The sequence below is a fragment of the Streptomyces sp. NBC_01351 genome (assembly GCF_036237315.1).
Taxonomy (GTDB): Bacteria; Actinomycetota; Actinomycetes; order Streptomycetales; family Streptomycetaceae; genus Streptomyces.
This window is the reverse complement of sequence record NZ_CP108356.1, coordinates 3,728,493-3,748,921: the sequence shown is the minus strand read 5'-3', so window position 1 is coordinate 3,748,921 and position 20,429 is coordinate 3,728,493. Positions and strand designations below refer to the sequence as shown.

The following is a 20,429-nucleotide window of genomic DNA, read 5'->3' as shown; positions in this document are numbered from 1 at the left end:
GGCTTACATTCGCAGCAGTGCCGCGCCCACCGGGGGGTAACCCGAAATCCAGGGTTGATTACGATGAGTACACGGGTAGCGCCTGTCCGTGACGACCTGCCGTGGAGTGCGGCGGGGGCACAGGAACGACAGGACTTTCCGCATGCGCATTCGACTCGCGGCCGCAGCCATGACGCTCGCCCTGGTGGGCGCGGTCGCTCCGGGGCTGGCATCGCCGGCCGGGGCAGCCGACTTCTTCGAGATCCACACCGACCTTGACGGCCGCTGCCTGACCAGCAACGGCGACAACGTGGAGGTTCGCAACTGCGCCGGAGGGGTGGGGAGCCAGCTCTGGTTCTGGGAGGGCCGCAAGCTGCGCAACCTCGCCGAGCGTCACTGTCTGGACGTCCGCAACGGGGAGCTGAACGCTGCTGCCCAGGTCGTGGGCGACTGTCACGGCCAGGCCAATCAGCGCTGGGACGTCGTGGGCCGCCAGCTGGCGACCCAGGTGAACAACCAGTGCCTCAGCATCCAGAACGCCGGGGACCCGAGTCAGGGGGCGGGCATCAACGTGCGCAACTGCACGGGCGCCGCCTGGCAGCGCTGGGACGTCCCCCTCCCCCCGGCCTAGCCGCCGCGACGCGCGGGGGGAGGGGGCGCGACCGGCCTCCCTCCCCGCGCCCGTCCTCCGGCCTCGTTACCGCTGCTGAGGGAGCCTCAGGCGGGTGGGTCCGTGCGGAGGCGGGCGTGGAGGTGTTCGTCGTGCCAGCCGTCCGCGTGGAGCAGGGCGCCGCGCATGGTGCCCTCCAGGGGGAAGCCGGCCTTGGTGGCGATGGCGCAGGAGGCCGGGTTGTGGACGGAGTGGGTGATGCGCAGGCGGTGCAGGCCGAGGTCCTCGAAGGCCCAGCGGGTGACGCGGGTGGTGGCGGCGAGCATGGCGCCGCTGCCGCGGCCGGCGGGGAGCAGCCAGTACAGGAACTCGCCCGTACCGCCCGCCAGATCGAGGTCGGCCAGGCCGATCAGCCCGACGGCCGGGCCGCCGCCGGCCGGGGCGAGTGCCCAGACCGCGGCCTCCTCGGCCTCCCAGAGGTCCCGCCACCGGGTGATGCGCTCCTCGGCCTCCGCCAGGGTGCGGTGGCCCGGGCGGTTCCAGTGCCGGATGTCCGGGTCCTCGTACGCGGCGACGAGCGCGGGGGTGTCGGACGGCTGCCAGGGCCGCAGCCGCAGGGGGCCGGGGAGGGCGAACTCCGGGTGCGGGAGGGCGCGCATGCGGCCGGCCGGGACTACGGGGGGTATCGCGTCGGGCATTCCCGCAGGATGTCAGACCTTCAGGGGGAGGAGCACGTACGGCAATCGGGCGGGCCGGTCAGTACGGGGACTCGGCGGAGGCGCGCAGGCGCGCGAGCAGGTCCTGGCCCTCGGGGCCGGCCGCGTCGAAGAACTGGCGCTCCAGGGCGGCCGGGCCGGCCGGGCCGGTCATGCGGATCTCGCGCCAGGGACGTGATCGACGCGATCAGGCGGCCGGGTCCTCGTCGGACGGCGACGGCATCGCGTGGGGGCGCAGGACCATGAGCGGACCTTCCGAGGTCGCCACCATGGCGAAGGGGAAGCGGTCGACCTCTAGGCAGAGGGCGACGTCATCGGGGTGGGCTCCTTGACGCACGCCCTGTGCCAGCTCGGCGGCGGCGCGCGATCCGGCGGCGCGGCGGACGAACTCGGCGGCATCCGTCCCGGCGGCCCCGGCGGCCTCGGTGGCCCGCAGGGCGATGTACTGGGCGCACGCCAGGTCTTCATCGGCCTGCCCGTCTTCGCCGGTGACGACGAACGTGACGCTGTCGCTCTGGCGCGTCCGCAAGAGCCGAGCCGTCGCCTCCGCCACCACGAAGCCGGCGCACAGCACCAGCGACGCCTCCTTGACCGCCAGGGCGCCGACCGTCCCTGCCGTGGTCTTCTGTACGACGGTCCGTCCGCCGAGGTCGACGGACCGCAGCAGGGCGGGAGAGTTGACGGCGTCGAACCCGGGCGCGGGCGGACCGTCCTTGAGCGCCACCCAGTCCGGGTGGCGCGTCTTGAGGGCCAGGGCTTTGTCCAGGGACTCGGCGAGAACGATCTTTTCCGCCCCCTGGGCAAAGGCCCAGGCGGCCACCGTGAAGGCGCGCATCACGTCGACCACGACCGCGACGGACGGGGCTTCGGTCAGCTCGGGGATGCCGAGGAAACGAGGGTCCATTCGGGTCATGATCGTGCATGCACCCGGCCGGGTCCACGTCCACGTCCGGGCGGTCCGCCGAGTTGATCAGCGGGTGAGTACGGCCGGATCCGGGGTCTTCGGGCCCGTTTGCCCGGTGGCCGTGCTCGGCTCTTGCGTAGCGGTCGTCTCCGTGTCCTCGTCGCCCTGGTTGAGGGAGGTGCGGAGAAGCTTCGTGAAGCCGAAGAAGTAGGTGGCGGCGAAGCCCACCAGGTAGCCGACGGCCAGGCCGCCCGCGTAGATGGCGATGGTGACGCCCATGCCCGACTTGCCGTCCAGGAGGGGGAAGAGGGCCCAGCCCGAGGGGCCGATGGCGGTGGAACCGAAGGCGACGCCGAGTTGGTTGAAGAGGCCCACGAAGGCTCCGCCGGCCGCGCCGCCCACGCAGGCGGTGATGAAGGGGCGGCCCAGGGGGAGGGAGACGCCGTAGATGAGCGGTTCGCCGATGCCCAGGAACCCGGCCGGGAGCGCGGACTTGATGGTGGCGCGGAGGGAGCCGTTGCGCGGGAGCCTGTAGTAGACGGCGATGGCCGCGCCGACCTGACCCGCGCCCGCCATGGCGAGGATGGGGAGGAGGACCGTGTAGCCGGACCCCTCGATGAGGGTGGTGTGGATGGGGATCAGGGCCTGGTGCAGGCCCAGCATGACCAGGGGGAGGAAGAGACCGCCGAGGACCAGGCCCGCGAAGGCGCCGCCGGTGGCGAGCAGCCAGTTGGCGAAGGTGCCGATGGCGGAGGAGGCCTCGCCGGCGAGGAACATCAGGCCGAAGAGGGTGACCAGGCCCGAGATCAGGACCGTGAGGGTGGGGGTGACCAGGACGTCCAGGGCCTCCGGGACCCAGCTCCGGCACCACTTCTCGACGTGGACCGCGAGGAGGGCGGCGGCCAGGGCGCCCAGTACGCCGCCCTGGCCGGGCTTGAGCTCCAGGCCGAAGGCGGTGATCTTCGCGACCCCGGGGAAGACGATGATGGCGGCGACCGCCCCACCCAGGATGGCCGTGCCGCCGAACTCCTTCGCGGTGTTGTAGCCGACGAACACGGCGATCAGCGACATGAACCCGGAGGCCATCGCGGCGAGGGCCGGGACGAGGGTCGGGAGCCAGCCGAGGTTGGTGAGGACGCCGTTCAGGCCCGCGATCACGCCGCAGCCGATCAGGGCCGGGATCAGCGGGACGAAGATGTTCGCGATGCGGCGCAGGAACAGCTTGACGGGGGTGGCGTTGCGGGCCTTCTGGGCCTGCTTCAACGCGGCTCCCTGAGCCTGGAGTTCGTCCGCGGTGACGGCATGGTGGCCGGTGCCGCCCGCCGCCGCGCGGCCCTCTTCGACCAGCGCCTCGAACTCCGGGGTCACCCGGGCGACGGTGCCCGGGCCGAGCACGATCTGGTACGTGTCGTCCTCGACCACGCCCAGCACCGCGGGGAGGGCCTTCAGCGCCTCGTCGTCGACGAGCGAGCGGTCGCGCAGGGCGATGCGCAGGCGGGTCATGCAGTGCGCGATCGAGGTGATGTTCTCCGGGCCGCCGACGAGGGGGAGGATCGCGGCGGCTGTGGCGCGGTTCTTGTCAGTGGGCATGTGGGGGTCGCCTTGCTGTGCGGGGGTGGTGGTGGGGGGTTGGGGGCGATGGGGTGGTGGGGCGGGGGTCAGTCGTTCCGGGGGGTGGCGGCCAGGGCCGCGCGGAGGTGGCCCCGGGAGGCGGCGAGGAGTTCGGCGGCCTCGTTGCCGCCGACCCCGCCGAGGATGACGAGGATGGCGTTCTTGACCTCGCCGTCGGTGGCGGTGAGCGCCGCCTCGATCTCCTCGTCGGGCGCGCCGGTGGCCAGCGCCACGATGCGGCGGGCGCGGGCGCGCAGTTTCTCGTTCGAGGAGCGCATGTCGACCATGAGGTTCCCGTAGGTCTTGCCCAGGCGGATCATGGTGATTGTCGAGATGAGGTTGAGGACGAGCTTCTGCGCGGTGCCCGCCTTCAAGCGGGTGGAGCCGGTGAGGAGTTCCGGTCCGACGACCACCTCGATGCCGTGTTCGGCGGCCGCGGCGAGCGCGGAGCCGGCGTTGCAGGAGAGCCCGACCGTGAGCGCGCCACGGGTACGGGCGAACTCGACGGCGCCGATCGCATACGGGGTGCGGCCGGAGGCGGAGATGCCGATGACGGTGTCGTCCGGGCCGATCGCGAGCGCGGTGAGGTCCTCGGCGGCCCGCTCCTTCGAATCCTCGGCACCCTCGACGGCCTTGACCATCGCGGAGGGCCCGCCCGCGATCAGGCCGACGACCTCCGCCGGGTCGGTGTTGAAGGTGGGCGGGCACTCGCTGGCGTCCAGCACGCCCATCCGGCCGGCGGTGCCGGCGCCCGCGTAGACGAGCCGGCCGCCGCGTGCCATGCGGGCGGCGATCGCGTCGATCGCGGCGGCGATCCGCGGCAGCTGCGCGGCGACGGCGGCCGGGACGGTGGCGTCCTCGGCGTTCATGGTGCGGGCGATGTCGAGGGTGGACAACCGGTCGATCTCGGCGAGTTCGGGGCGGAAGGCCTCGGTGGTCAGGGTGTCGAGCTGGGCGCGGAGTTCGGCGTACGCGGTCATGGGCCTTCCTAGCGGGCGGAGTGGCGGTGGGCGAGGGCCTCGTACGAGGCTGCGAGCGCGGGCGCGGCCCGCTCGTACGTCTGCTGAGCGACGGCCACGAACAGGCAGTCGACGACCAGGAGCTGGCTCGTCCGGCTGGACATGGCGGCCGGGCGCAGCTCGGTCTCGCGGGCGGCGGAGGTGGCCAGGACGTGGTCGGCGTAACGGGTGACGGGCGCTCCCCCAGCCTTCGGCCGGGAGGTGCCCCCAGGGCGGCCGGTGAGGGCGATGGTGGTGGCGCCGCGCTCGAAGGCGGTACGGAGCGGCTCGATCACGTCGCCCGTGGAGCCGGAGTGGGTGATGGCGACGGCCACGTCGCCGGGGCGGAGCTGGACGGCGTTGGTGACGGCGAGGTGGGGGTCGCTGTGGGCGTGCGCGATCAGCCCGATGCGGAGCAGCTTCTGCGCGAGGTCCTGGCCGACGAGGGCGGAGGCGCCGATGCCGTAGATGTCGATGCGGCGGGCGGCCGCGAGGGCGGCGACGGCGGCGGCGAGCTGGTTCAGGTCCAGGCCGGCGGCGGTGTCGGCGAGGGTCTGCGCCTCCTCCTGGGCCAGCTTGGCGACCACGTCCGCGAGGGGGTCGTCGACGGCTATGTCGACGGTGACGGCGGGGGCGGCGCCGGACTCCTGCTGCGCGGCGAGGGCGGCGAGCGCGAGGCGCAGGTCGCGGTAGCCGGGGTAACCGAGGAGGCGCGCGGTGCGGACGACGGTGGCCTCGCTGGTCCCGGTGCGCTCGGCGAGGGCGGTGACGGTGAGCTGCGCGCACCCGGCGGGATCCTGGACGACGGCTTCGGCGACGGAACGCATGGACCGCGTCAGGGAGGACCCGAGCCCACGCACGCGTGCGCGCAGGGCGTGGGCCGGCGGGGGCGGGGTGGTCGGCTCGGTGGCCGTGGCGGCTGAGCCTGCGCCGGCCCTGGCTTCGCGGGCGGGACCCTTGCGGGCCGATGCCTTGCCGGCGGCGGCTCCGTGGGGCGCTCCCGCGCCGCCCGGGCCGGGCTTGGCCTCCGGGGCCGGGTTCCGGCGGGCCGTGTCCCGGGCCGTATCCCCGGCCGGCGGGGCGGACGCGGGCGGGGACGGCGGGGTGAAGGTTTTCTTCGGCTTCTCGCTCACACGTGAAATCTATTTTCGGCGGAGGGGCGGGGCAAGGCGCCATGAGGTCCTCGAAAAGAGGACCTTCGCCACCGGCCCGTCGCGGGGCCACAATGGGCGCATGGACCACGCGACCCCCTTGGAACAGGCGCTGCACGTCGCCCGTGCACTTGTTCTCGCCGATCTCGCCGCCGGCGAGGTCGCCGACGCCGATGTCGTCTCCCTCGTCGAGGACTCGGTCACGCACCGCCGGTGGTGGGTGGAGCAGTGGCCGGAGGGGGTCGACTACCTTCCCGGACTCGTCGCCCAGGACGTGCAGGACGCGCTGCTGGAGAAGTACGGCCGCTGGCCGCTCTGCCCCGTCTGCGGGCACGGTGACCCGCACGCGCTGGACGTGGAGCCGGAGCTGGGACCCGACCCGCACTGGGTGTGTTCGGAGGCGGGCGTGAGGGTGGCGTCCGTCGGCGCCCTCGGGCCGGTCTTCCACCCGGGCCGGTGAGCCGCCGGTGACGGTGTACATCGACCCGCCCACCTGGCCGGGCCACGGCCGCATGTGGTCCCACCTGGTCAGCGACGTCTCGTACGAGGAACTGCACGCCTTCGCGGCGTCGGTGGGGTGCCCGCCGCGCGCTTTCGAACGGGACCACTACGACGTGCCCTCGCACCGCTACGCCGACGCCGTGGCGGCGGGCGCGGTGGAGATCGGCAGCAAGGAACTGGTCCGCCGCCTCACGGGCGCGGGCCTGCGCCGCCCGAAGGGGCGTCCGGCGTAGGCGCCGGGAGTGTCAGTGGGCGCCGTTGGCCTGCGGCAGTGACCGAGACCGAGACCGAGCTGAACGGCGACCCCCTCACCCCCGCGCCCGGCGGCGGCGCTGGTGGAGCGGGCCGCCCGTCCGGGGAAGAGGGGAGCCCCCGGCTCGCATCCTTTCGAGCCGGACGCCTGGGCCGTTTCCCTGCGGATCAGGCCGGCCCCTCACGCCGCCCCGCTCCGAGAGAAGCGGCCTAGACCCGCTCGGAGACCACGGCCGCGGTCGGGGCCGAGGCCGAGGAGGCCACCACGCGGCCCTGCGTACGCCGGCGGTCCAGGCGGAGGGCCGTGACGGCCAGGGCGATGGCCGTGACGGTCATTGCCGCGCCCGCCCAGGCCGTGGCGGAGAAGCCGAGGCCCGCGTCGATGACGGTGCCGCCGAGCCAGGGGCCGCCCGTGTTGCCGAGGTTGAACGCGGCCGTGGTGGTGGCGCCGGCCAGGGTGGGGGCCGCGCCGGCGACGTTGAACATGCGGGCGTTGAGGGCGGGGGCGGTGAAGAAGGCCGAGACGCCGAGGAGGAAGGACAGGGCGATCGCCGCGGCGGCCGTGGAGGCGAGGAGGGCGAGCGCCGTGAGGAAGACGGTGGAGGCGGTGATGCCCCAGATCATCACGCCGAACAGGTGCGCGTCCGCGACCCGGCCGCCGATGGTGGTGCCGATCAGCGCGCCGACGCCGAAGAGGCCGAGGATCCACGGGACCCACCCGGAGTCGAGCCCGGCCACGTCCGTGAGCAGCGGTGACAGGTAGCTGAAGGCGCAGAAGACGCCCCCGGCGGCGAGGGCCGTGACGCCGACGGACAGCCACACCTGGCGGTCGCGGTAGATGCGCAGCTCACGGGCGAGGGAGGGCTTCTCGGTGGGCAGCGGGATGCGCGGGATCAGCGCCAGGATGCCGACGAGGGCGACGGCGGAGGCCGCGCCGACCGACCAGAACGCGGAGCGCCAGCCCAGGTGCTCGCCGAGGAAGGCGCCCGCCGGGACGCCGAGGACGTTGGCGATGGACAGGCCGCCGATCATGACGGCCATCGCGCGGGCCCGCTGGTCCTTGTCGACCATGGCGATCGCGACGGCCGCGCCGACGGCCCAGAAGCCCGCGCACGCGAGGGCCGAGACCACGCGGGAGGCGAAGAGGAGCTCGTACGAGGGGGCCAGCGCGCCCGCCACCTGCCCGAGGCCGAAGAGGCTGATGAGGCTGACGAGGGTGGTGCGGCGGGGGAGGCGCAGGGTGGCCACGGCCAGCAGCGGAGCCCCGATGACCATGCCGATGGCGAAGGCGGATATGAGCAGGCCGGCCTGGGGGATGGTGACGCCCATGTCCTCGGCGATGGGTGGCAGCAGTCCGGAGAGCATGAACTCGCTGGTGCCGAGCGCGAAGACGGAGAGCCCGAGGACGTAGACGGCCACGGGCATGCGGCGACGTGCGGGCCGGCTGGGGCGTGCGGGATCCATGGGGCTTGCGGCATCGGCGGGCATGACTGTCACCAACCACCGTGAACGGGATCAAATTCCCGGCGCGGCCTGTGTTCCCTGGAGGTGGGAGAGCTCCGCCGCGAGGTTGGCGCGGGCCGGGGCCTCCCAGTGCGCGGCTCCGTACGGCGTGCGGAAGAGCCGCGGCAGGTCGAGCAGCTGGCGCAGGACGGCGGCGCGGCCGGTGCGGAAGGCCTCGTCGGGGACGAAGCCGTACTCCTCGCGGACGGCGGCCACGTACGCGGCGTAGGCGTCGGGGGCGCCGGCGAGGACGGCCAGGTCGGCGTCGCAGAGGGCCTCGCCGTTGGTGTCGCCGGGGGCGGGGTCGTGGGTGACGGTGAGCCGGACCAGCCGGGCCACCTCGGCGGTGCGGGCGGCGTCGATGCCGAGCTCGGGCAGGGCGCGCTCGGCCATGGCGGCGCTGCGCTCCTCGTTCTCGGAGCGGTCGGGCCGGTAGACGGCGTCGTGGAACCAGGCCGCGAGACGGACGGCCGCGGGGTCGGCGGCGTGCGGGGCCAGTACGTCGATCCGCGCGAGTACGTCGGCCAGGTGCGCGGTGGTGTGGTACCTGCGCTGGGGCTCCGCCCAGGCGGCGAGGAGGCGGTCGGCGTAGGGGGCGGCGTCGCGCCCGGAGGAGGCCCCGGCGGCGGCGACGGTGGCCTGCCAGCGCGTGCGGAGGGCGGGGGTGTCGTCGTGCGGGGTGCCTGTGTCCATGCGCACATTGTGCGGGTGGCGTGATTGTGCTGGTGGAGCGAGGTCGGAGACCCGTACCCTGATATTGGACTAGACCTATTTTCCATTACCGGACAAAGGACGGCATCGAATGAGCAACCGTGCGCTCCTGGAGGTGATCGCCCTCGACGCGGAGGACGCGATCGCGGCCCAGGCCGGTGGGGCGGACCGACTCGAACTGGTCACCGACATTGCCGCCGACGGGCTCACCCCGCCGCGCGAGACCTTCGCGGCGATCAGAGCGGCGGTCGACATCCCGCTGCGCGTGATGCTCCGCAGGACGGACGGGTTCGCGGCGGGTGACGTCTCCGTGCTGGTCGAGACGGCGCGGCAGATGCGGGCGGAGGGCGCGGAGGAGTTCGTTCTCGGCTTCCTGACCCCGGACGGCAGCCCCGACCTGGCCGCCGTCGAGGCGGTGGTGGCCGAGCTGGACGGCTGCCGGTGGACCTTCCACCGGGCGATCGACCGCGCGGCGGACCGGGACGGCCTGCGCAAGGCGGTGGCCGAGCTGCCGGGGCTGGACACGTACCTGACGGCCGGCGCGGCGGGCGGGGTCGACGACGGCCTGCCGGTACTGCTCGCGGAGGCGGCGCGGCGGGGGGAGCCGGGGTACGGGGCGCGGATCCTGGTCGGCGGCGGGCTGACGCTGGCGCACCTGCCGGTGCTGCGCGGGGCGGGCATCGACGCCTTCCACATCGGCGGGGCCGCGCGTCCCGACGGGTGGGGGCAGCCCGTCTCGGCGGCGGCCGTCGCGGAGTGGCGCACCGCCCTGGCCTGACCCTGCGGGCCGCCCTCCTGGGGCTCCGCCCCAGACCCCGCGCCTCAAACGCCGGCGGGGCTGGATGTGGCTGCTGCCGCCCCGCCTGTGCGGCTCAAAGACCCGGGGCTCCGCCCCGTACCCCGCTCCTCAAACGCCGGAGGGGCTGGATACACCCCCAGCCCCTCCGGCGTTTGAGGAGCGGGCGCGGAGCGCCGTGTTTTGAGCCGCGCCGGCGTTTGAGGCGGGAACGGTGGAAGGGCGGGGCGGGGAGGGGCTCCGCGCAGCGGCACCCCCCCCGCCCCGCATGGGTCAGGCCAGGGCCGTCGGTAGTGCCGCGGCGTGGAGGACCGTCAGGCCCGAGACGGCTCGGGTGAGGCAGACGTACAGCCGGCGCAAGCCCGTCCGCTCGTCCGGCTCGCCGTCCACGATCGCCGCCGGCTCGTCCAGGACCACGTAGTCGTACTCCAGACCCTTGGCGAGGGAAGCGGGCACGAGCGTCAGCCGGGACTCCGCCGTCGTCTCCTCGCCGGGCGCGAGGTAGGGAAGGTCCGCCGCCCGCAGGGCCTCCGCCAGCGCCGGGATACGGGCGTCCGCCGCGATCAGGCCGATCGAGCCCTCGTGGGAGAGGGAGGCCCGGCAGGCCTCGATCACGGCGGCCGTCAGGTCGGCCGTCGCCGTGACGGCCAGCGAGCCCGGCGTCTCGCGGACCGAGGAGACCGGCGCCAGCCCCGGGGAGATCAACGGCAGCAGCCGCGACGCGTACGCGATCACCTCGCGCGGCACGCGGAAGCCCGCCGTCAGCTCCTCGACCACGGCCTGCGGCTTGCCCAGGTGCGCCAGGGCCTCGTCCCAGCTGCGCGTGGCCCACGGGGTGGTGCCCTGCGCGAGGTCGCCCAGTACCGTCGCCGAGCCCGTCGTGCAGCGCCGCCCCACCGCCCGGTACTGCATCGGGGACAGGTCCTGCGCCTCGTCGACGACCACGTGGCCCAGCGAATGCGTCCGCTCCACCAGATCGGCCGCCTCGTCGATCAGCACCAGGTCGGCCGCCGACCACTTCGCCGCCTTCACGCTGCGGAAGGGTTTCGGCCACGCCAGCAGCAGCTTCTGCTCGTCGTCCGTGAGGACGTCCGCCGCGTGCAGCGCCAGGAAGTCGGGGTCGGAGAGCAGGCGCAGCACCAGCTTCGCCGGGTCGACCGGCGGCCAGATCTCCTTCACCGCCGCCTTCACCGCCGCGTTGCGCGCCACCGCGTCCTGGACCCGGTCGTCCGGAGCCTCGCCCGCCTGTTCCATCCGTACGAGCACCGCGTGCGCGATCCGCTGGGGGAGCGCCTCGCGGGCCGCCCCGTAGCGGATGTCGCGGTTCTGGAGCTCCTCGACCATCTCCTCCAGCTCGTACGCCGGCACGCGCCAGCGGCGTGAGCCGCGGACCACCATCAGCGGTTCCGTGGGGCGGCTGACGTGCGCGCGGACCGCGCGGCGCAGCACCTCCGCCATCCGGGCGTCGCCCTTGACCACGGCGGTTTCGGCGGCGTCCGTGCCGCGCACCTCCAGGCCCTCGCGGGCCACCAGGTCGTCGACGGTGGCCTGCTTGACCTCCAGCTCGCCCAGCGCCGGCAGGACCTGCTCGATGTAGTGCAGGAAGGAACGGTTCGGCCCGATGACGAGCGTGCCGGTGCGGGCGAGGCGGTCGCGGTGCGCGTAGAGCAGGTACGCGACCCGGTGCAGGCCGACCGCCGTCTTCCCGGTGCCGGGGCCGCCCTGCACGCAGACCGAGCCGGACAGGCCCGAGCGGACGATCTCGTCCTGCTCGGGCTGGATCGTCGCGACGATGTCCCGCATGGGGCCGACGCGCGGGCGCTCGATCTCCTGCTGGAGCAGCTTGCTGACGGCGGGCCCCCCGGCGGAGCCGGATAGTGTCACAGCGGAGGGGTCGGAGAGGTGCTCGTCCTCGTAGGCGGTGAGCTCCCCGCCGGTGTAGCCGAAGCGGCGGCGCAGCGAGACGTCCTGGGGGTCCTTCTTGGAGGCCCGGTAGAACGGCTGGGAGACCGGCGCGCGCCAGTCGATGACCATCGGGTCGCCGCCGGCGTCGTGGACGTGCCGGCGGCCGATGTAGAACTGCTCGCCCTCCCCGCCCTCGGCGAGCTCCGCGCCGGGCGCGTGCAGGTAGTTCAGGCGGCCGAAGAAGAGGGGGGTGTGGGAGAGGTCCGCGAGGGCCTTGATGCGGTCGTCGATCTGGGCCTGCAGGACGATGGCGTTGACCCAGTTCGCGGTGACGTCGCGGATGTCGAGGGCCTCCACGTCCTCGCGCATGGCGCGGAGCGCGGCGCGGGAGGCGGCGAGGTGGGCGCGTTCGCGGCCGAGCGGATCGGTGTCGGAAGCGGCGTCGGGTGCGGCGTCGAAACCGGTGTCGGGCGCGGTGTCGGGGGCGTGCGCGGGCACGGGACTGCCTCCAGCTGCTGGTACGGAACAGTTGGCCCGCCGGTTTCGGCCGGAGGGCGGCTCTCCCCGATGGGGCGGTGGGAGGCGGCAAGAGCGGAGATTCTAGTCAGCGGGGCGCGCGGGCGCGAACGGTTTTGGGGGTCGGAAGTCCCTCGCGGTCGGGACCTCCGTCCGGGTGGTGGCCCCCGGGGTTGTCACCCATTGGGTAGACCCACTAGGGGGTCGCATGCGCCCCGAGGAGGACCCCCCGGGCCTTGAGGTTCCGTCCCCAGGGCGATGCGGCGGGCAGGCCGAAAACGCACCATGGATACATGAGCACCGCAACCTTCACCCCGATCCAGGGCGGCCGCCCGAGCGGCGCCACCGCCACCTCCGAATCCCGCCCCCGCCACCTCGTCGGCAATGCGCTGCGCGCGGCCAAGGTCTTCGCGGCGGCTGCCCTGAGCGTCGTCGTCCTGGGCGAATACGCCGAGGACGCGGGCGTCATCCGCCGCTGACCTCCCGGTCGGGGGCGGGTCGGGTCGGCGCCGCGTGCACTGCTGTCCGTGCGCGGGCGCGGCTCCGCTGCCGGGGCTCCGCCCCGGACCCTCCCCCAGCTACCGCTGGGGGTACCCCCAACGCCTCAAACGCCGGCGGGGCTGGAAATGCCCCCGGGCCCCGGGCCCCCGGACTCCGCGCCTCAAACGCCGGCGAGGCTGGAAATGCCCGGGTCCGTCAGTCCGCTGCCAGCAGCTCGTCCGCGTCCATGATCCGGTACGCGTAGCCCTGTTCGGCCAGGAAGCGCTGGCGGTGGGCCGCGAAGTCCTGGTCGATCGTGTCGCGCGCGACGACCGAGTAGAACTTCGCCTCGTGGCCGTCCGCCTTCGGGCGCAGGACGCGGCCCAGGCGCTGGGCCTCCTCCTGGCGGGAGCCGAAGGTGCCCGACACCTGGATGGCGACCGTCGCCTCCGGCAGGTCGATGGAGAAGTTCGCGACCTTCGAGACGACCAGGACGCTGATCTCACCTTCCCGGAAGGCGTTGAAGAGCTTCTCGCGCTGCGCGTTCGACGTCTCGCCCTTGATGACGGGCGCGTTCAGGTGCTCGCCGAGCTCGTCGAGCTGGTCGATGTACTGGCCGATGACGAGGGTCTGCTCGCCCTTGTGCTTGGCGACCAGCGCCTCCGTCACCTTCCGCTTCGTCGCGGTCGTCGCGCAGAAGCGGTACTTCTCCTCCGTCTCGGCGGTCGCGTACGCGAGCCGCTCCGACTCCGTCAGGTTGACCCGGACCTCGACGCAGTCCGCCGGGGCGATGTAGCCCTGCGCCTCGATCTCCTTCCACGGCGCGTCGAAACGCTTCGGCCCGATGAGGGAGAAGACGTCCGACTCGCGCCCGTCCTCACGGACCAGCGTGGCCGTCAGGCCGAGCCGCCGGCGGGCCTGGAGGTCGGCGGTGAACTTGAAGACCGGCGCGGGCAGCAGGTGCACCTCGTCGTAGACGATCAGGCCCCAGTCCCGGGAGTCGAAGAGCTCCAGGTGCGGGTAGACGCCCTTCCGCTTCGTCGTGAGGACCTGGTACGTGGCGATGGTGACGGGGCGGATCTCCTTGCGGGTGCCGGAGTACTCGCCGATCTCCTCCTCTGTCAGCGAGGTCCGCTTCACCAGCTCGTGCTTCCACTGGCGGGCCGAGACGGTGTTCGTGACGAGGATCAGCGTGGTCGCCTTGGCCATCGCCATGGCACCGGCGCCGACCAGCGTCTTTCCGGCGCCGCAGGGCAGTACGACCACCCCGGATCCGCCGTGCCAGAAGCCCTCGACGGCCTGCTGCTGGTACGGGCGCAGCGCCCAGCCGTCCTCGGCCAGGTCGATGGCGTGGGCCTCGCCGTCCACGTACCCGGCGAGGTCCTCGGCCGGCCAGCCCAGCTTGAGCAGGGTCTGCTTGATCTGCCCGCGCTCGGAGGGGTGCACGGCCACGGTGTCGGCGTCGAGGCGCGCCCCGACGAGCGGGGTGATCCGCTTGGACCGCAGGATCTCCTCCAGCACCGGCCGGTCCGTGCTGGTCAGGACGAGTCCGTGCACGGGGTGCTTGGAGAGGGTGAGGCGGCCGTAGCGGGCCATGGTCTCGGCGACGTCGACGAGGAGCGCGTGCGGGACGGGGTAGCGGGAGAACTCGACGAGCGCGTCGACGACCTGCTCGGCGTCGTGCCCGGCGGCCCGGGCGTTCCACAGGCCGAGCGGGGTGATCCGGTAGGTGTGGATGTGCTCGGGAGCCCGCTCCAGCTCGGCGAAGGGCGCGATGGCGCGGCGCGCGGCTCCGGCGAGCTCGTGGTCGACCTCGAGGAGGAGTGTCTTGTCGCTCTGGACGATGAGAGGCCCGTTCACGCAGGTCCCTTTCCGGCATGGGTGGTCCGCCCGGGCGCGGGCGGCCAAACCTCCAGTCTGCCGTATCGCCGGGCGGCCCGGGTGGTTCTGCGCGGCGGGAACGTTGACGGGAGGGCGCGGGGGCGGTTTGGGTGGGTGGATGTCTGATCTTCGTATCGAGCCTGTCGGTGATGACGTCACGCTCGGGGACTGGCGCTACGTCCACAACCTGATCATCCCGACGGACCCGCTCTCGGCCGACGAGGTGCGGGAGCGGGCGGGCCGGCACCGGCTGGACGTCGCGTACCTCGGGGACGTCCTGGTGGGCTGCATGACCGTGCGGCCGCCCGAGGGCGAGCCGGCCCCGGCCACGGTGATCGCGCGGGTGCTGCCCGAGTACCGGGGCCGTGGCTTCGGCACCCGGCTGTACGAGCACGGGCTGGAGCGCGCGCGGGAGCTCGGGGCCGCCGGGATCCTGACCGTGGTGCTGGAGTCGAACCCGGAGGGGCTGCGGTTCGCGCTCGCGCGGGGCTTCGTCGAGGTGGAGCGCTATGTGCTGCCGGGGGACACCGTGCCGTTCATCGACCTCGAACTACGCGAACCCGCCTGATCCCAGGCCGCGCAGCAGCAGGGCGAGGCCGCCGTGGAACTCCCGGTCCGGCGTGAGGGCCGGGGCGCTGCGCGCGGCCTCGGCCAGGTACGGGAACCGCTCCGGCGGGAGCGTGGCGATGGCGGCCGTGCCCGCGCCGGAGAGGGCGCCGAGGTGTTCCTGCTGGACCGCGCCGATCACGTAGGCGAGCAGGGCCCGTAGGGCGATGATCCGCTCCTCGGGCCCGACGCCGGCCTCGGTGAGCACCCCGAGCAGCGTCTCGGCCCAGCGCATCACGCTCGGGGAGCGGTGGCGGTGGGTGAGGGTCAGCGGGAGGACGGCCGGGTGGGCGCCGACCGCGTCGCGCAGCCGGGCGACGAGCTCGGTGACCCGGTCCTGCCAGGGGCGGCCGGGGGCGGGCGGGGTGAAGTCGACCGTGCTGAGGGCCAGTTCCACGACGAGGGCTTCGAGTTCCTCGCGGTCCTGGACGTAGCGGTAGAGGGCCATCGGGCTGATGCCGAGTTCGACGGCGACGGCGCGCATGGACAGCCCGGTGAGCCCGTCGCGGTCGATGACGGCGAGGGCCGCGGCGGCCAGTCGGTCCGGGGTGAGGGAGCGGGGACGGGGCATGGTGGTTGACAGTTTACGGCGTACGCCTACGCTGGTAGGTGTACGGCATACGCCTAAACAGGGGGTCCCGTTCCGATGAAGCTCTCCGCAGGTTCCGTAGTCCCCGCACGCGTGCTCACCGCTGTCGCGGACGGCGCACCCGTCGCCGTCCCGGATTCCGACTCGCTGGTCCACCTCCAGTTCCGCCGCTTCGCCGGCTGCCCCGTGTGCCACCTGCACCTGCGCTCCGTGGTGCGCCGGCACGCCGAGATCGAGGCGGCCGGGATCCGGGAGGTGGTCGTCTTCCACTCCGCCGCCGAGGAACTGCGCGAGCACGTCGCCGACTTCCCTTTCGCGGTCGTCGCGGACCCTGACAAGCGGCTGTACGCGGACTTCGGCGTCGAGTCGTCCTACCGGTCCCTGCTCAGCCCGCGCGCCTGGTGGCCGATCCTGCGTGCGGTGGGCAGCGGCGCGGTCGAGGTGGTGCGGGGCAGGGGGAAACTGCCCTCGCGCACCCAGGAGAACGGGCGGCTGGGGCTGCCGGCGGACTTCCTGATCGGGCCGGACGGGACCGTCCTCGCCCGGTCGTACGGGGAGCACGTCGACGACCAGTGGCCGGTGGAAAAGCTGCTGACGCTGGCGGAGGAGGTGCATAGGGTCCGGGCATGAGTGATGAGCAGCAGGCCTTCGTACCCGCGGATTTCGAGGTGCCGAGCGCCCTGGCCGGCGACGGATTCCGCCTGGAGCCGCTCGGGCCGCAGCACAACGAGCGGGACCTGGCCGCCTGGAGCGGGAGCATCGCGCACGTACGGGCGACCCCTGGTTTCGGGCGGAGCTGGCCGCCGCCGGAGGGCATGTCCGCCGAGCGGAACCTGGCCGACCTGGAGCGGCACGCACGGGACTTCGCCGAGCGCCGGGGATTCACGTACAGCGTCCTCGAAGGGGCCGACGGATCCGAAGAGGTCATCGGCTGCCTCTACGTCTACCCGGCCAAGGAGCAGCCCGGGCAGCCCGGGCAGCCCGGGCGGGTGCACGTCAGCTCCTGGGTGCGCGCTGACCGGGCGCACCTCGACGTGCCGGTGTACGAGGCCGTCAGCCGCTGGCTCACCGAGGCGTGGCCCTTCGAGGGCGAGCGGATCGACTACGCGTCGAGGTGAGGCAACGGGTCCGTGGTGTAGGGGAGTTCGGTAGGGAGTAGGGCTCGCGCGGCCTCGTCCTCGCCGGACCGGACCAGGCCGTGGATCTCCCGGGCCAGTGGGGTGACGTCGCGGATGGAGACCGTCCACTCGTCGGCGTACGCCCGGGAGAGCGGGCCCGACAGGCCCAACTGGAGCGAGCGGTGCGGGAGCGGGGCGAGGTGCAGGTCGCGCTCCGGGTCCCACTGCACCCGGGCCGAGGTGGTGCGCACGGACTCCTGCCAGGCCGCGCGGTCCGCGTGCACGGTGGGTGCGTAGTGGGACAGGCAGGCCTCGCGGAGCGCGCGGTCGAAGCCGGCGCGGGTGATCTCGATCGCCAGCACCGTCTCCTGATCGGCCTTGGTGGCCCAGCCGCAGCGGTACATCATCCACAGGAAGGACGGCTTGATCCACGTCATCCGCTCCCGCTTCCAGGCTGGTGGGAACCGGCCGTCGCGGGCGGCGGGGCCGCCGAGGTGCGGGGCGTAGGCCTGGTAGACGGTGACGGTGGTGTCCGTGTGCGCGGCGCGGATCTGGCGGGTGGGTATGTCTTGCATGCCGTTCAGGGTGCCGGGCGCTGGTGCGGGCTGCCAGGTGTTTTCGGTGCGGGTGCCGGTGGCGGTGCGGGCGGTGTGTCGGTTCGGTGCGGCGCCGTTGCCGGGGGCGCTGCCCTCGGGCCCCGCGCCTCAAACGCCGGCGGGGCTGGAGGGGAGGGGTTGGAGGGGAGCCTCGAACGCCGGCGGGGCTGGGATTGCCCTGCCGGGCAGGCCAGCCGCCCGGCAGGGGCGCGGGCCCGGTGCGGCGCCGCTGCCGGGGCTCCGCCCCAGACCCCGCGCCTCAAACGCCGGCGGGGCTGGGATGGCCCTGCGGGCGAAGCAGCCGCCGGGCGGGGTGGTGCGGCCGGGCCGGGCAGGGTGGTGCCGCGTAGGGGAGGGCCGGGGTGGTGCGGCGCCGCCTAGAGGTGTTCCTCCGCCAGTTCGGCCACGCCCGTGATGCGGTGCAGGGCGTACGTGCGCACCTCGTCCGCCGTGTGGTCGTAGCCCGTGACGAAGCCGCCCTCGACGCGGACCGGGGCGATCACCCGCTGGCTCGCCGCGCCCTCCGCGTTGACGTAGCCGATCCACACCGCCGAGCCCGTCAGGGCCGCCGCCTGGACCGTTGCCAGGGTCTCCGCCGCGCTCGTGCGCGGGAGTTCGCCCGGGACCACCGCCGCCGCCGTGGGCTCCTTGCGGACTGCCGTCGCCGCCGCGTCGCCCGCGCGGATCGCCCGTACGGCCGCGCCGAGCAACGTCTCGTCCGGGACCGGCGGGCCGTCCGGGACCGGGACGGGGGCCTGGCGGGCGGGGGTGCGGTGGGCGTCGGCTCGGGCCACCAGGACGTCGCCGGTACGGGATTCCGCCGCCGGGGCGTAGCCCATCGCCCGCAACCCGTCGAGCAGGGCGGTGGGTTCGGCCTGGGCGGCCAGCACGGTGGGGGCGAGGCGGCGCAGCCCGAGGGAGGCGGAGCGCTTGTCGGCCAGGATCTCGTTCAGCATGCCGTCGTCGTCGCAGCGCACGTACGAGGACGCGGCCCCGACGCGCAGGTGTCCGTGGCGCCGGGCCACGTCGTCGATGAGGTAGGCGAGGGGCTGCGGGACCGGGGTGATGCTGTGCTCGGCGAGGAAGGCGTGCAGGTCGGTGGCGGTCCGTCCGGCGTCCAGGGCCCGGCGGACCGACCCGGGGGTGAAGCGGTAGACGGTGGCCCCGCCCTTGGACTCGACCTCCGCGAGGACGGCCAGCACCTCGGCGAGCGGGCGCCGCAGCGGGCCCGGGGCCACCGCCGTCAGGTCGGCCTGGAGGAGGACGTGGTCCACCGGCTCGGGGAGCAGCGGGGCCAGGAGCGGCGCCGGGTCGCGGTGCGCGAGCAGGGCGCGGCCCGGCCCGGACAGCGCGCCCCGGCCGGTGACGCCGAGGACCTCCGCCTCGGCCAGCACCCACCGCGCGAGGCGGGCGCGCAGTTCGCTCGTACCGCGCACGGGACGTTCCCACGCGAGCCGGGCGAGGATCGCGTCCGGGTCGGCGGCGGAGCCCTCGGCGAGGTCCGCGAGGAGTTCGAGGACGTGCCGGCGCACCTCGGGGGCGCCGGAGCGGTCGAGTTCGGGGCCCAGCACCGAGAGGGTGCGGCCCTTGGCGTCCTGTTCGCCGACCAGGCCGGGCGTGCGGGTGGCCGGCAGCCAGGCCGCCGCGAGGACCGACCACCGCTCGGCGGGCGGCAGTTCGCACCAGTCGTCGAAGGCGGGGGTGGGGGCGTAGCGCTCGTCGGCCTCGCCGTCACTGGCCAGCAGGCCCGCCGCGTAGGCGAGCTCGACCCAGAACGCCGCCTGCGGCTCGGCCACGTCGAGGGTGACCGCGGTCCGCTTGAGGTCCCGTACGGACAGCCCGCCCGCGCGCAGCACCGGCGGACCGGCGTGCTCCCAGGACTTGACCAGGTCCTCGACGGTGGACAGCGCCGCCAGTGCCTGCCCGGCGGCGTTCGCGTCCACAAGCTGTGGACGGTGCTCACGGTGCGCCGGCACCACCGGGGCCAGCGGCTCCACGGAGCGGTGCGCGCGCCCGCCGCGCAGGTGCAGGGCCACCTCGCGGGGCAGCACCACCGTCCGCGCCGACGAGGGCAGCAGCAGCCCCCGGTCGCGCAGCCAGCGCACCGGCGTCGTCGGATTCGGCGTCACCTCCCCGTACGGAGGCCCCCACACGAGCCGCCCCAGCACCTGGTGCGCCTCCGCCGGGGCCTGGTCCAGCAGCGCCGACATCCGCCGCTCGTCGGTGAACAGGGCGGTCAGCGCGCTCACCGCCGACACCGGGTCATGGGTGCCCGGCAGCCCGGCCGCCGCCACGATCTCCTGGATCCGGGTCGGCGACATCCCCGCCGTGGCCTCGGCGACGGTCGGCCCGAGACCGGTGGGGGAGGGCCGCTGCGCGGAGGGCGCGAGCAGCTCCCGGGCGGTGCGGACCAGCCGCAGCCGCTCCTCGTCGCCCCATACGAGGGCCTGGTCGCGCAAGGTGCCGAGGGCGCGGGGGAGGGCTTCGCGCGCCTCCTCGTCCTCGCCGCCGGTCAGCAGACCCTCCAGTACCGGGTACGGGCACGGGTCGGGGGCCACCGCGAGGGCCTCGGCCGTCTGCAGGGCGAAGCGGTCGAGGCGGTCCAGGGCCCGCACCACCGAGGCCCGGGTCCCGGCGCGGGTGGCCAGCTGGGTCACGTCGCCGGGCACCGGGCTGAGCAGGTCGGGGCGGGCGTGCAGCAGGGCGCCGAGCGCCGCGTCGTCGCGGGCGCGGAGCGCCTCGGCGAGGGAGCGCGGCAGGGCAGTGGTGGCGGCGGCGCCGGTGGTGCTGCCGGCGCTGCCGGTTGCCTCGGTGCTGCCGGTTGGGCTGCTGCCGCCGGGTGCGCCGGTTCCGCCGGGTGCCCCGCTTCCGCCGGTTCCGCCGGATGCCCCCGCAGTGCTTGCCTCGGGCACAGTCGCCTCCTGGTCGCGTCGGCCGTTCCGTCGGCCAGTGCGTCGGTCGGTCCCCATCCGGTCAACGGTATCCGCTGTGCCCACGGCCGCTCCA

At 74.1% G+C, this 20,429-nt stretch carries 20 protein-coding genes; 8 read left to right on the top strand and 12 right to left on the bottom strand.

Annotation, left to right across the window (positions count from 1 at the left end; translation table 11 throughout):
- Positions 1–142: 142 nt before the first annotated feature.
- Complete coding sequence (locus OG625_RS17070) at positions 143–610, top strand: RICIN domain-containing protein (protein WP_329381341.1); 468 nt, start codon at positions 143–145, stop codon at positions 608–610.
- 86 nt (positions 611–696) lie between these two features.
- On the opposite strand, the gene OG625_RS17065 is transcribed toward OG625_RS17070, so the two are convergent.
- The 5 genes from OG625_RS17065 to OG625_RS17045 form a co-directional block, all read right to left on the bottom strand.
- Entirely contained in the window at positions 697–1,287 is a 591-nt protein-coding gene (locus OG625_RS17065) for a GNAT family N-acetyltransferase (RefSeq protein ID WP_329381338.1), read from the bottom strand.
- Between the two features lie 205 nt (positions 1,288–1,492).
- Positions 1,493–2,209, bottom strand: a complete 717-nt coding sequence (locus OG625_RS17060) for a 2-phosphosulfolactate phosphatase (RefSeq protein WP_329381335.1) — start codon at positions 2,207–2,209, stop codon at positions 1,493–1,495.
- Positions 2,210–2,275: 66 nt separating this feature from the next.
- Positions 2,276–3,799, bottom strand: a complete 1,524-nt coding sequence (locus OG625_RS17055) for a PTS transporter subunit EIIC (protein ID WP_329381333.1) — start codon at positions 3,797–3,799, stop codon at positions 2,276–2,278.
- 68 nt (positions 3,800–3,867) lie between these two features.
- The gene (gene murQ, locus OG625_RS17050; protein ID WP_329381330.1) at positions 3,868–4,800 is read right to left on the bottom strand and encodes an N-acetylmuramic acid 6-phosphate etherase; all 933 of its coding nucleotides are present in this window, start codon (positions 4,798–4,800) and stop codon (positions 3,868–3,870) included.
- Between the two features lie 8 nt (positions 4,801–4,808).
- Positions 4,809–5,690: a MurR/RpiR family transcriptional regulator gene (locus OG625_RS17045; RefSeq protein ID WP_329390735.1), complete on the bottom strand. Its 882-nt coding sequence runs from the start codon at positions 5,688–5,690 to the stop codon at positions 4,809–4,811.
- A 361-nt stretch (positions 5,691–6,051) separates the two neighbouring features.
- Between OG625_RS17045 and OG625_RS17040 the strand changes: the two genes are divergently transcribed.
- Positions 6,052–6,429 (top strand): hypothetical protein, encoded by a 378-nt coding sequence (locus OG625_RS17040; RefSeq protein ID WP_329381327.1) that lies wholly within the window; start codon positions 6,052–6,054, stop codon positions 6,427–6,429.
- A gap of 7 nt (positions 6,430–6,436) precedes the next feature.
- Complete coding sequence (locus OG625_RS17035) at positions 6,437–6,703, top strand: DUF4031 domain-containing protein (RefSeq protein WP_329381325.1); 267 nt, start codon at positions 6,437–6,439, stop codon at positions 6,701–6,703.
- A gap of 229 nt (positions 6,704–6,932) precedes the next feature.
- Here the strand turns inward: OG625_RS17035 and OG625_RS17030 are convergent, their stop codons facing one another.
- A complete protein-coding gene (locus tag OG625_RS17030) occupies positions 6,933–8,147 on the bottom strand; it encodes a Cmx/CmrA family chloramphenicol efflux MFS transporter (RefSeq protein WP_329381322.1) in 1,215 nt (404 codons plus the stop codon).
- Between the two features lie 90 nt (positions 8,148–8,237).
- Positions 8,238–8,918 carry an HD domain-containing protein gene (locus OG625_RS17025; RefSeq protein WP_329381320.1) on the bottom strand — a complete coding sequence of 227 codons (681 nt, stop codon included), beginning with the start codon at positions 8,916–8,918 and terminating at the stop codon, positions 8,238–8,240.
- A gap of 109 nt (positions 8,919–9,027) precedes the next feature.
- Between OG625_RS17025 and OG625_RS17020 the strand changes: the two genes are divergently transcribed.
- On the top strand, positions 9,028–9,714 hold the full coding sequence (locus OG625_RS17020) for a copper homeostasis protein CutC (protein WP_329381317.1): 687 nt from the start codon (positions 9,028–9,030) through the stop codon (positions 9,712–9,714).
- Between the two features lie 291 nt (positions 9,715–10,005).
- Here OG625_RS17020 and OG625_RS17015 read toward each other — a convergent pair whose 3' ends face one another.
- Positions 10,006–12,135: a HelD family protein gene (locus OG625_RS17015; protein WP_443067728.1), complete on the bottom strand. Its 2,130-nt coding sequence runs from the start codon at positions 12,133–12,135 to the stop codon at positions 10,006–10,008.
- A gap of 311 nt (positions 12,136–12,446) precedes the next feature.
- Here OG625_RS17015 and OG625_RS17010 point away from each other — a divergent pair, with 311 nt between their 5' ends.
- Positions 12,447–12,632, top strand: a complete 186-nt coding sequence (locus OG625_RS17010) for a hypothetical protein (protein WP_329381313.1) — start codon at positions 12,447–12,449, stop codon at positions 12,630–12,632.
- Between the two features lie 217 nt (positions 12,633–12,849).
- On the opposite strand, the gene OG625_RS17005 is transcribed toward OG625_RS17010, so the two are convergent.
- Entirely contained in the window at positions 12,850–14,493 is a 1,644-nt protein-coding gene (locus OG625_RS17005; RefSeq protein WP_329381310.1) for a DNA repair helicase XPB, read from the bottom strand.
- A 139-nt stretch (positions 14,494–14,632) separates the two neighbouring features.
- Here OG625_RS17005 and OG625_RS17000 point away from each other — a divergent pair, with 139 nt between their 5' ends.
- Entirely contained in the window at positions 14,633–15,082 is a 450-nt protein-coding gene (locus OG625_RS17000) for a GNAT family N-acetyltransferase (RefSeq protein ID WP_329381307.1), read from the top strand.
- Here OG625_RS17000 and OG625_RS16995 read toward each other — a convergent pair.
- Positions 15,065–15,691 carry a TetR/AcrR family transcriptional regulator gene (locus OG625_RS16995; protein WP_329381304.1) on the bottom strand — a complete coding sequence of 209 codons (627 nt, stop codon included), beginning with the start codon at positions 15,689–15,691 and terminating at the stop codon, positions 15,065–15,067. The two genes, OG625_RS17000 and OG625_RS16995, sit on opposite strands and share 18 nt — an antisense overlap.
- A 75-nt stretch (positions 15,692–15,766) precedes the next feature.
- On the opposite strand from OG625_RS16995, the gene OG625_RS16990 reads away from it, so the two are divergent.
- Together OG625_RS16990 and OG625_RS16985 are read left to right on the top strand one after the other, a co-directional pair.
- Positions 15,767–16,339: a peroxiredoxin-like family protein gene (locus OG625_RS16990; protein ID WP_329381301.1), complete on the top strand. Its 573-nt coding sequence runs from the start codon at positions 15,767–15,769 to the stop codon at positions 16,337–16,339.
- Positions 16,336–16,827 carry an N-acetyltransferase gene (locus tag OG625_RS16985; protein ID WP_329381298.1) on the top strand — a complete coding sequence of 164 codons (492 nt, stop codon included), beginning with the start codon at positions 16,336–16,338 and terminating at the stop codon, positions 16,825–16,827. Before OG625_RS16990 ends, OG625_RS16985 begins: the two co-directional genes overlap by 4 nt.
- Here OG625_RS16985 and OG625_RS16980 read toward each other — a convergent pair.
- Positions 16,812–17,402 (bottom strand): DUF4291 domain-containing protein, encoded by a 591-nt coding sequence (locus OG625_RS16980; protein WP_329381295.1) that lies wholly within the window; start codon positions 17,400–17,402, stop codon positions 16,812–16,814. The genes OG625_RS16985 and OG625_RS16980 overlap by 16 nt on opposite strands.
- A gap of 398 nt (positions 17,403–17,800) precedes the next feature.
- Positions 17,801–20,335 carry a helicase-associated domain-containing protein gene (locus OG625_RS16975; RefSeq protein WP_443067727.1) on the bottom strand — a complete coding sequence of 845 codons (2,535 nt, stop codon included), beginning with the start codon at positions 20,333–20,335 and terminating at the stop codon, positions 17,801–17,803.
- Between the last annotated feature and the right edge of the window lie 94 nt (positions 20,336–20,429).

What these genes read in the sequence shown, in the direction of transcription:
- OG625_RS17070 (WP_329381341.1), top strand. Translation starts at nt 143, where the DNA reads ATGCGCATTCGACTCGCGGCCGCAGCCATGACGCTCGCCCTGGTGGGC.
- OG625_RS17065 (WP_329381338.1), bottom strand. Translation starts at nt 1,287, where the DNA reads ATGCCCGACGCGATACCCCCCGTAGTCCCGGCCGGCCGCATGCGCGCC.
- OG625_RS17060 (WP_329381335.1), bottom strand. Translation starts at nt 2,209, where the DNA reads ATGGACCCTCGTTTCCTCGGCATCCCCGAGCTGACCGAAGCCCCGTCC.
- OG625_RS17055 (WP_329381333.1), bottom strand. Translation starts at nt 3,799, where the DNA reads ATGCCCACTGACAAGAACCGCGCCACAGCCGCCGCGATCCTCCCCCTC.
- murQ (WP_329381330.1), bottom strand. Translation starts at nt 4,800, where the DNA reads ATGACCGCGTACGCCGAACTCCGCGCCCAGCTCGACACCCTGACCACC.
- OG625_RS17040 (WP_329381327.1), top strand. Translation starts at nt 6,052, where the DNA reads ATGGACCACGCGACCCCCTTGGAACAGGCGCTGCACGTCGCCCGTGCA.
- OG625_RS17030 (WP_329381322.1), bottom strand. Translation starts at nt 8,147, where the DNA reads ATGCCCGTGGCCGTCTACGTCCTCGGGCTCTCCGTCTTCGCGCTCGGC.
- OG625_RS17025 (WP_329381320.1), bottom strand. Translation starts at nt 8,918, where the DNA reads ATGGACACAGGCACCCCGCACGACGACACCCCCGCCCTCCGCACGCGC.
- OG625_RS17020 (WP_329381317.1), top strand. Translation starts at nt 9,028, where the DNA reads ATGAGCAACCGTGCGCTCCTGGAGGTGATCGCCCTCGACGCGGAGGAC.
- OG625_RS17010 (WP_329381313.1), top strand. Translation starts at nt 12,447, where the DNA reads ATGAGCACCGCAACCTTCACCCCGATCCAGGGCGGCCGCCCGAGCGGC.
- OG625_RS17000 (WP_329381307.1), top strand. Translation starts at nt 14,633, where the DNA reads ATGTCTGATCTTCGTATCGAGCCTGTCGGTGATGACGTCACGCTCGGG.
- OG625_RS16995 (WP_329381304.1), bottom strand. Translation starts at nt 15,691, where the DNA reads ATGCCCCGTCCCCGCTCCCTCACCCCGGACCGACTGGCCGCCGCGGCC.
- OG625_RS16990 (WP_329381301.1), top strand. Translation starts at nt 15,767, where the DNA reads ATGAAGCTCTCCGCAGGTTCCGTAGTCCCCGCACGCGTGCTCACCGCT.
- OG625_RS16985 (WP_329381298.1), top strand. Translation starts at nt 16,336, where the DNA reads ATGAGTGATGAGCAGCAGGCCTTCGTACCCGCGGATTTCGAGGTGCCG.
- OG625_RS16980 (WP_329381295.1), bottom strand. Translation starts at nt 17,402, where the DNA reads ATGCAAGACATACCCACCCGCCAGATCCGCGCCGCGCACACGGACACC.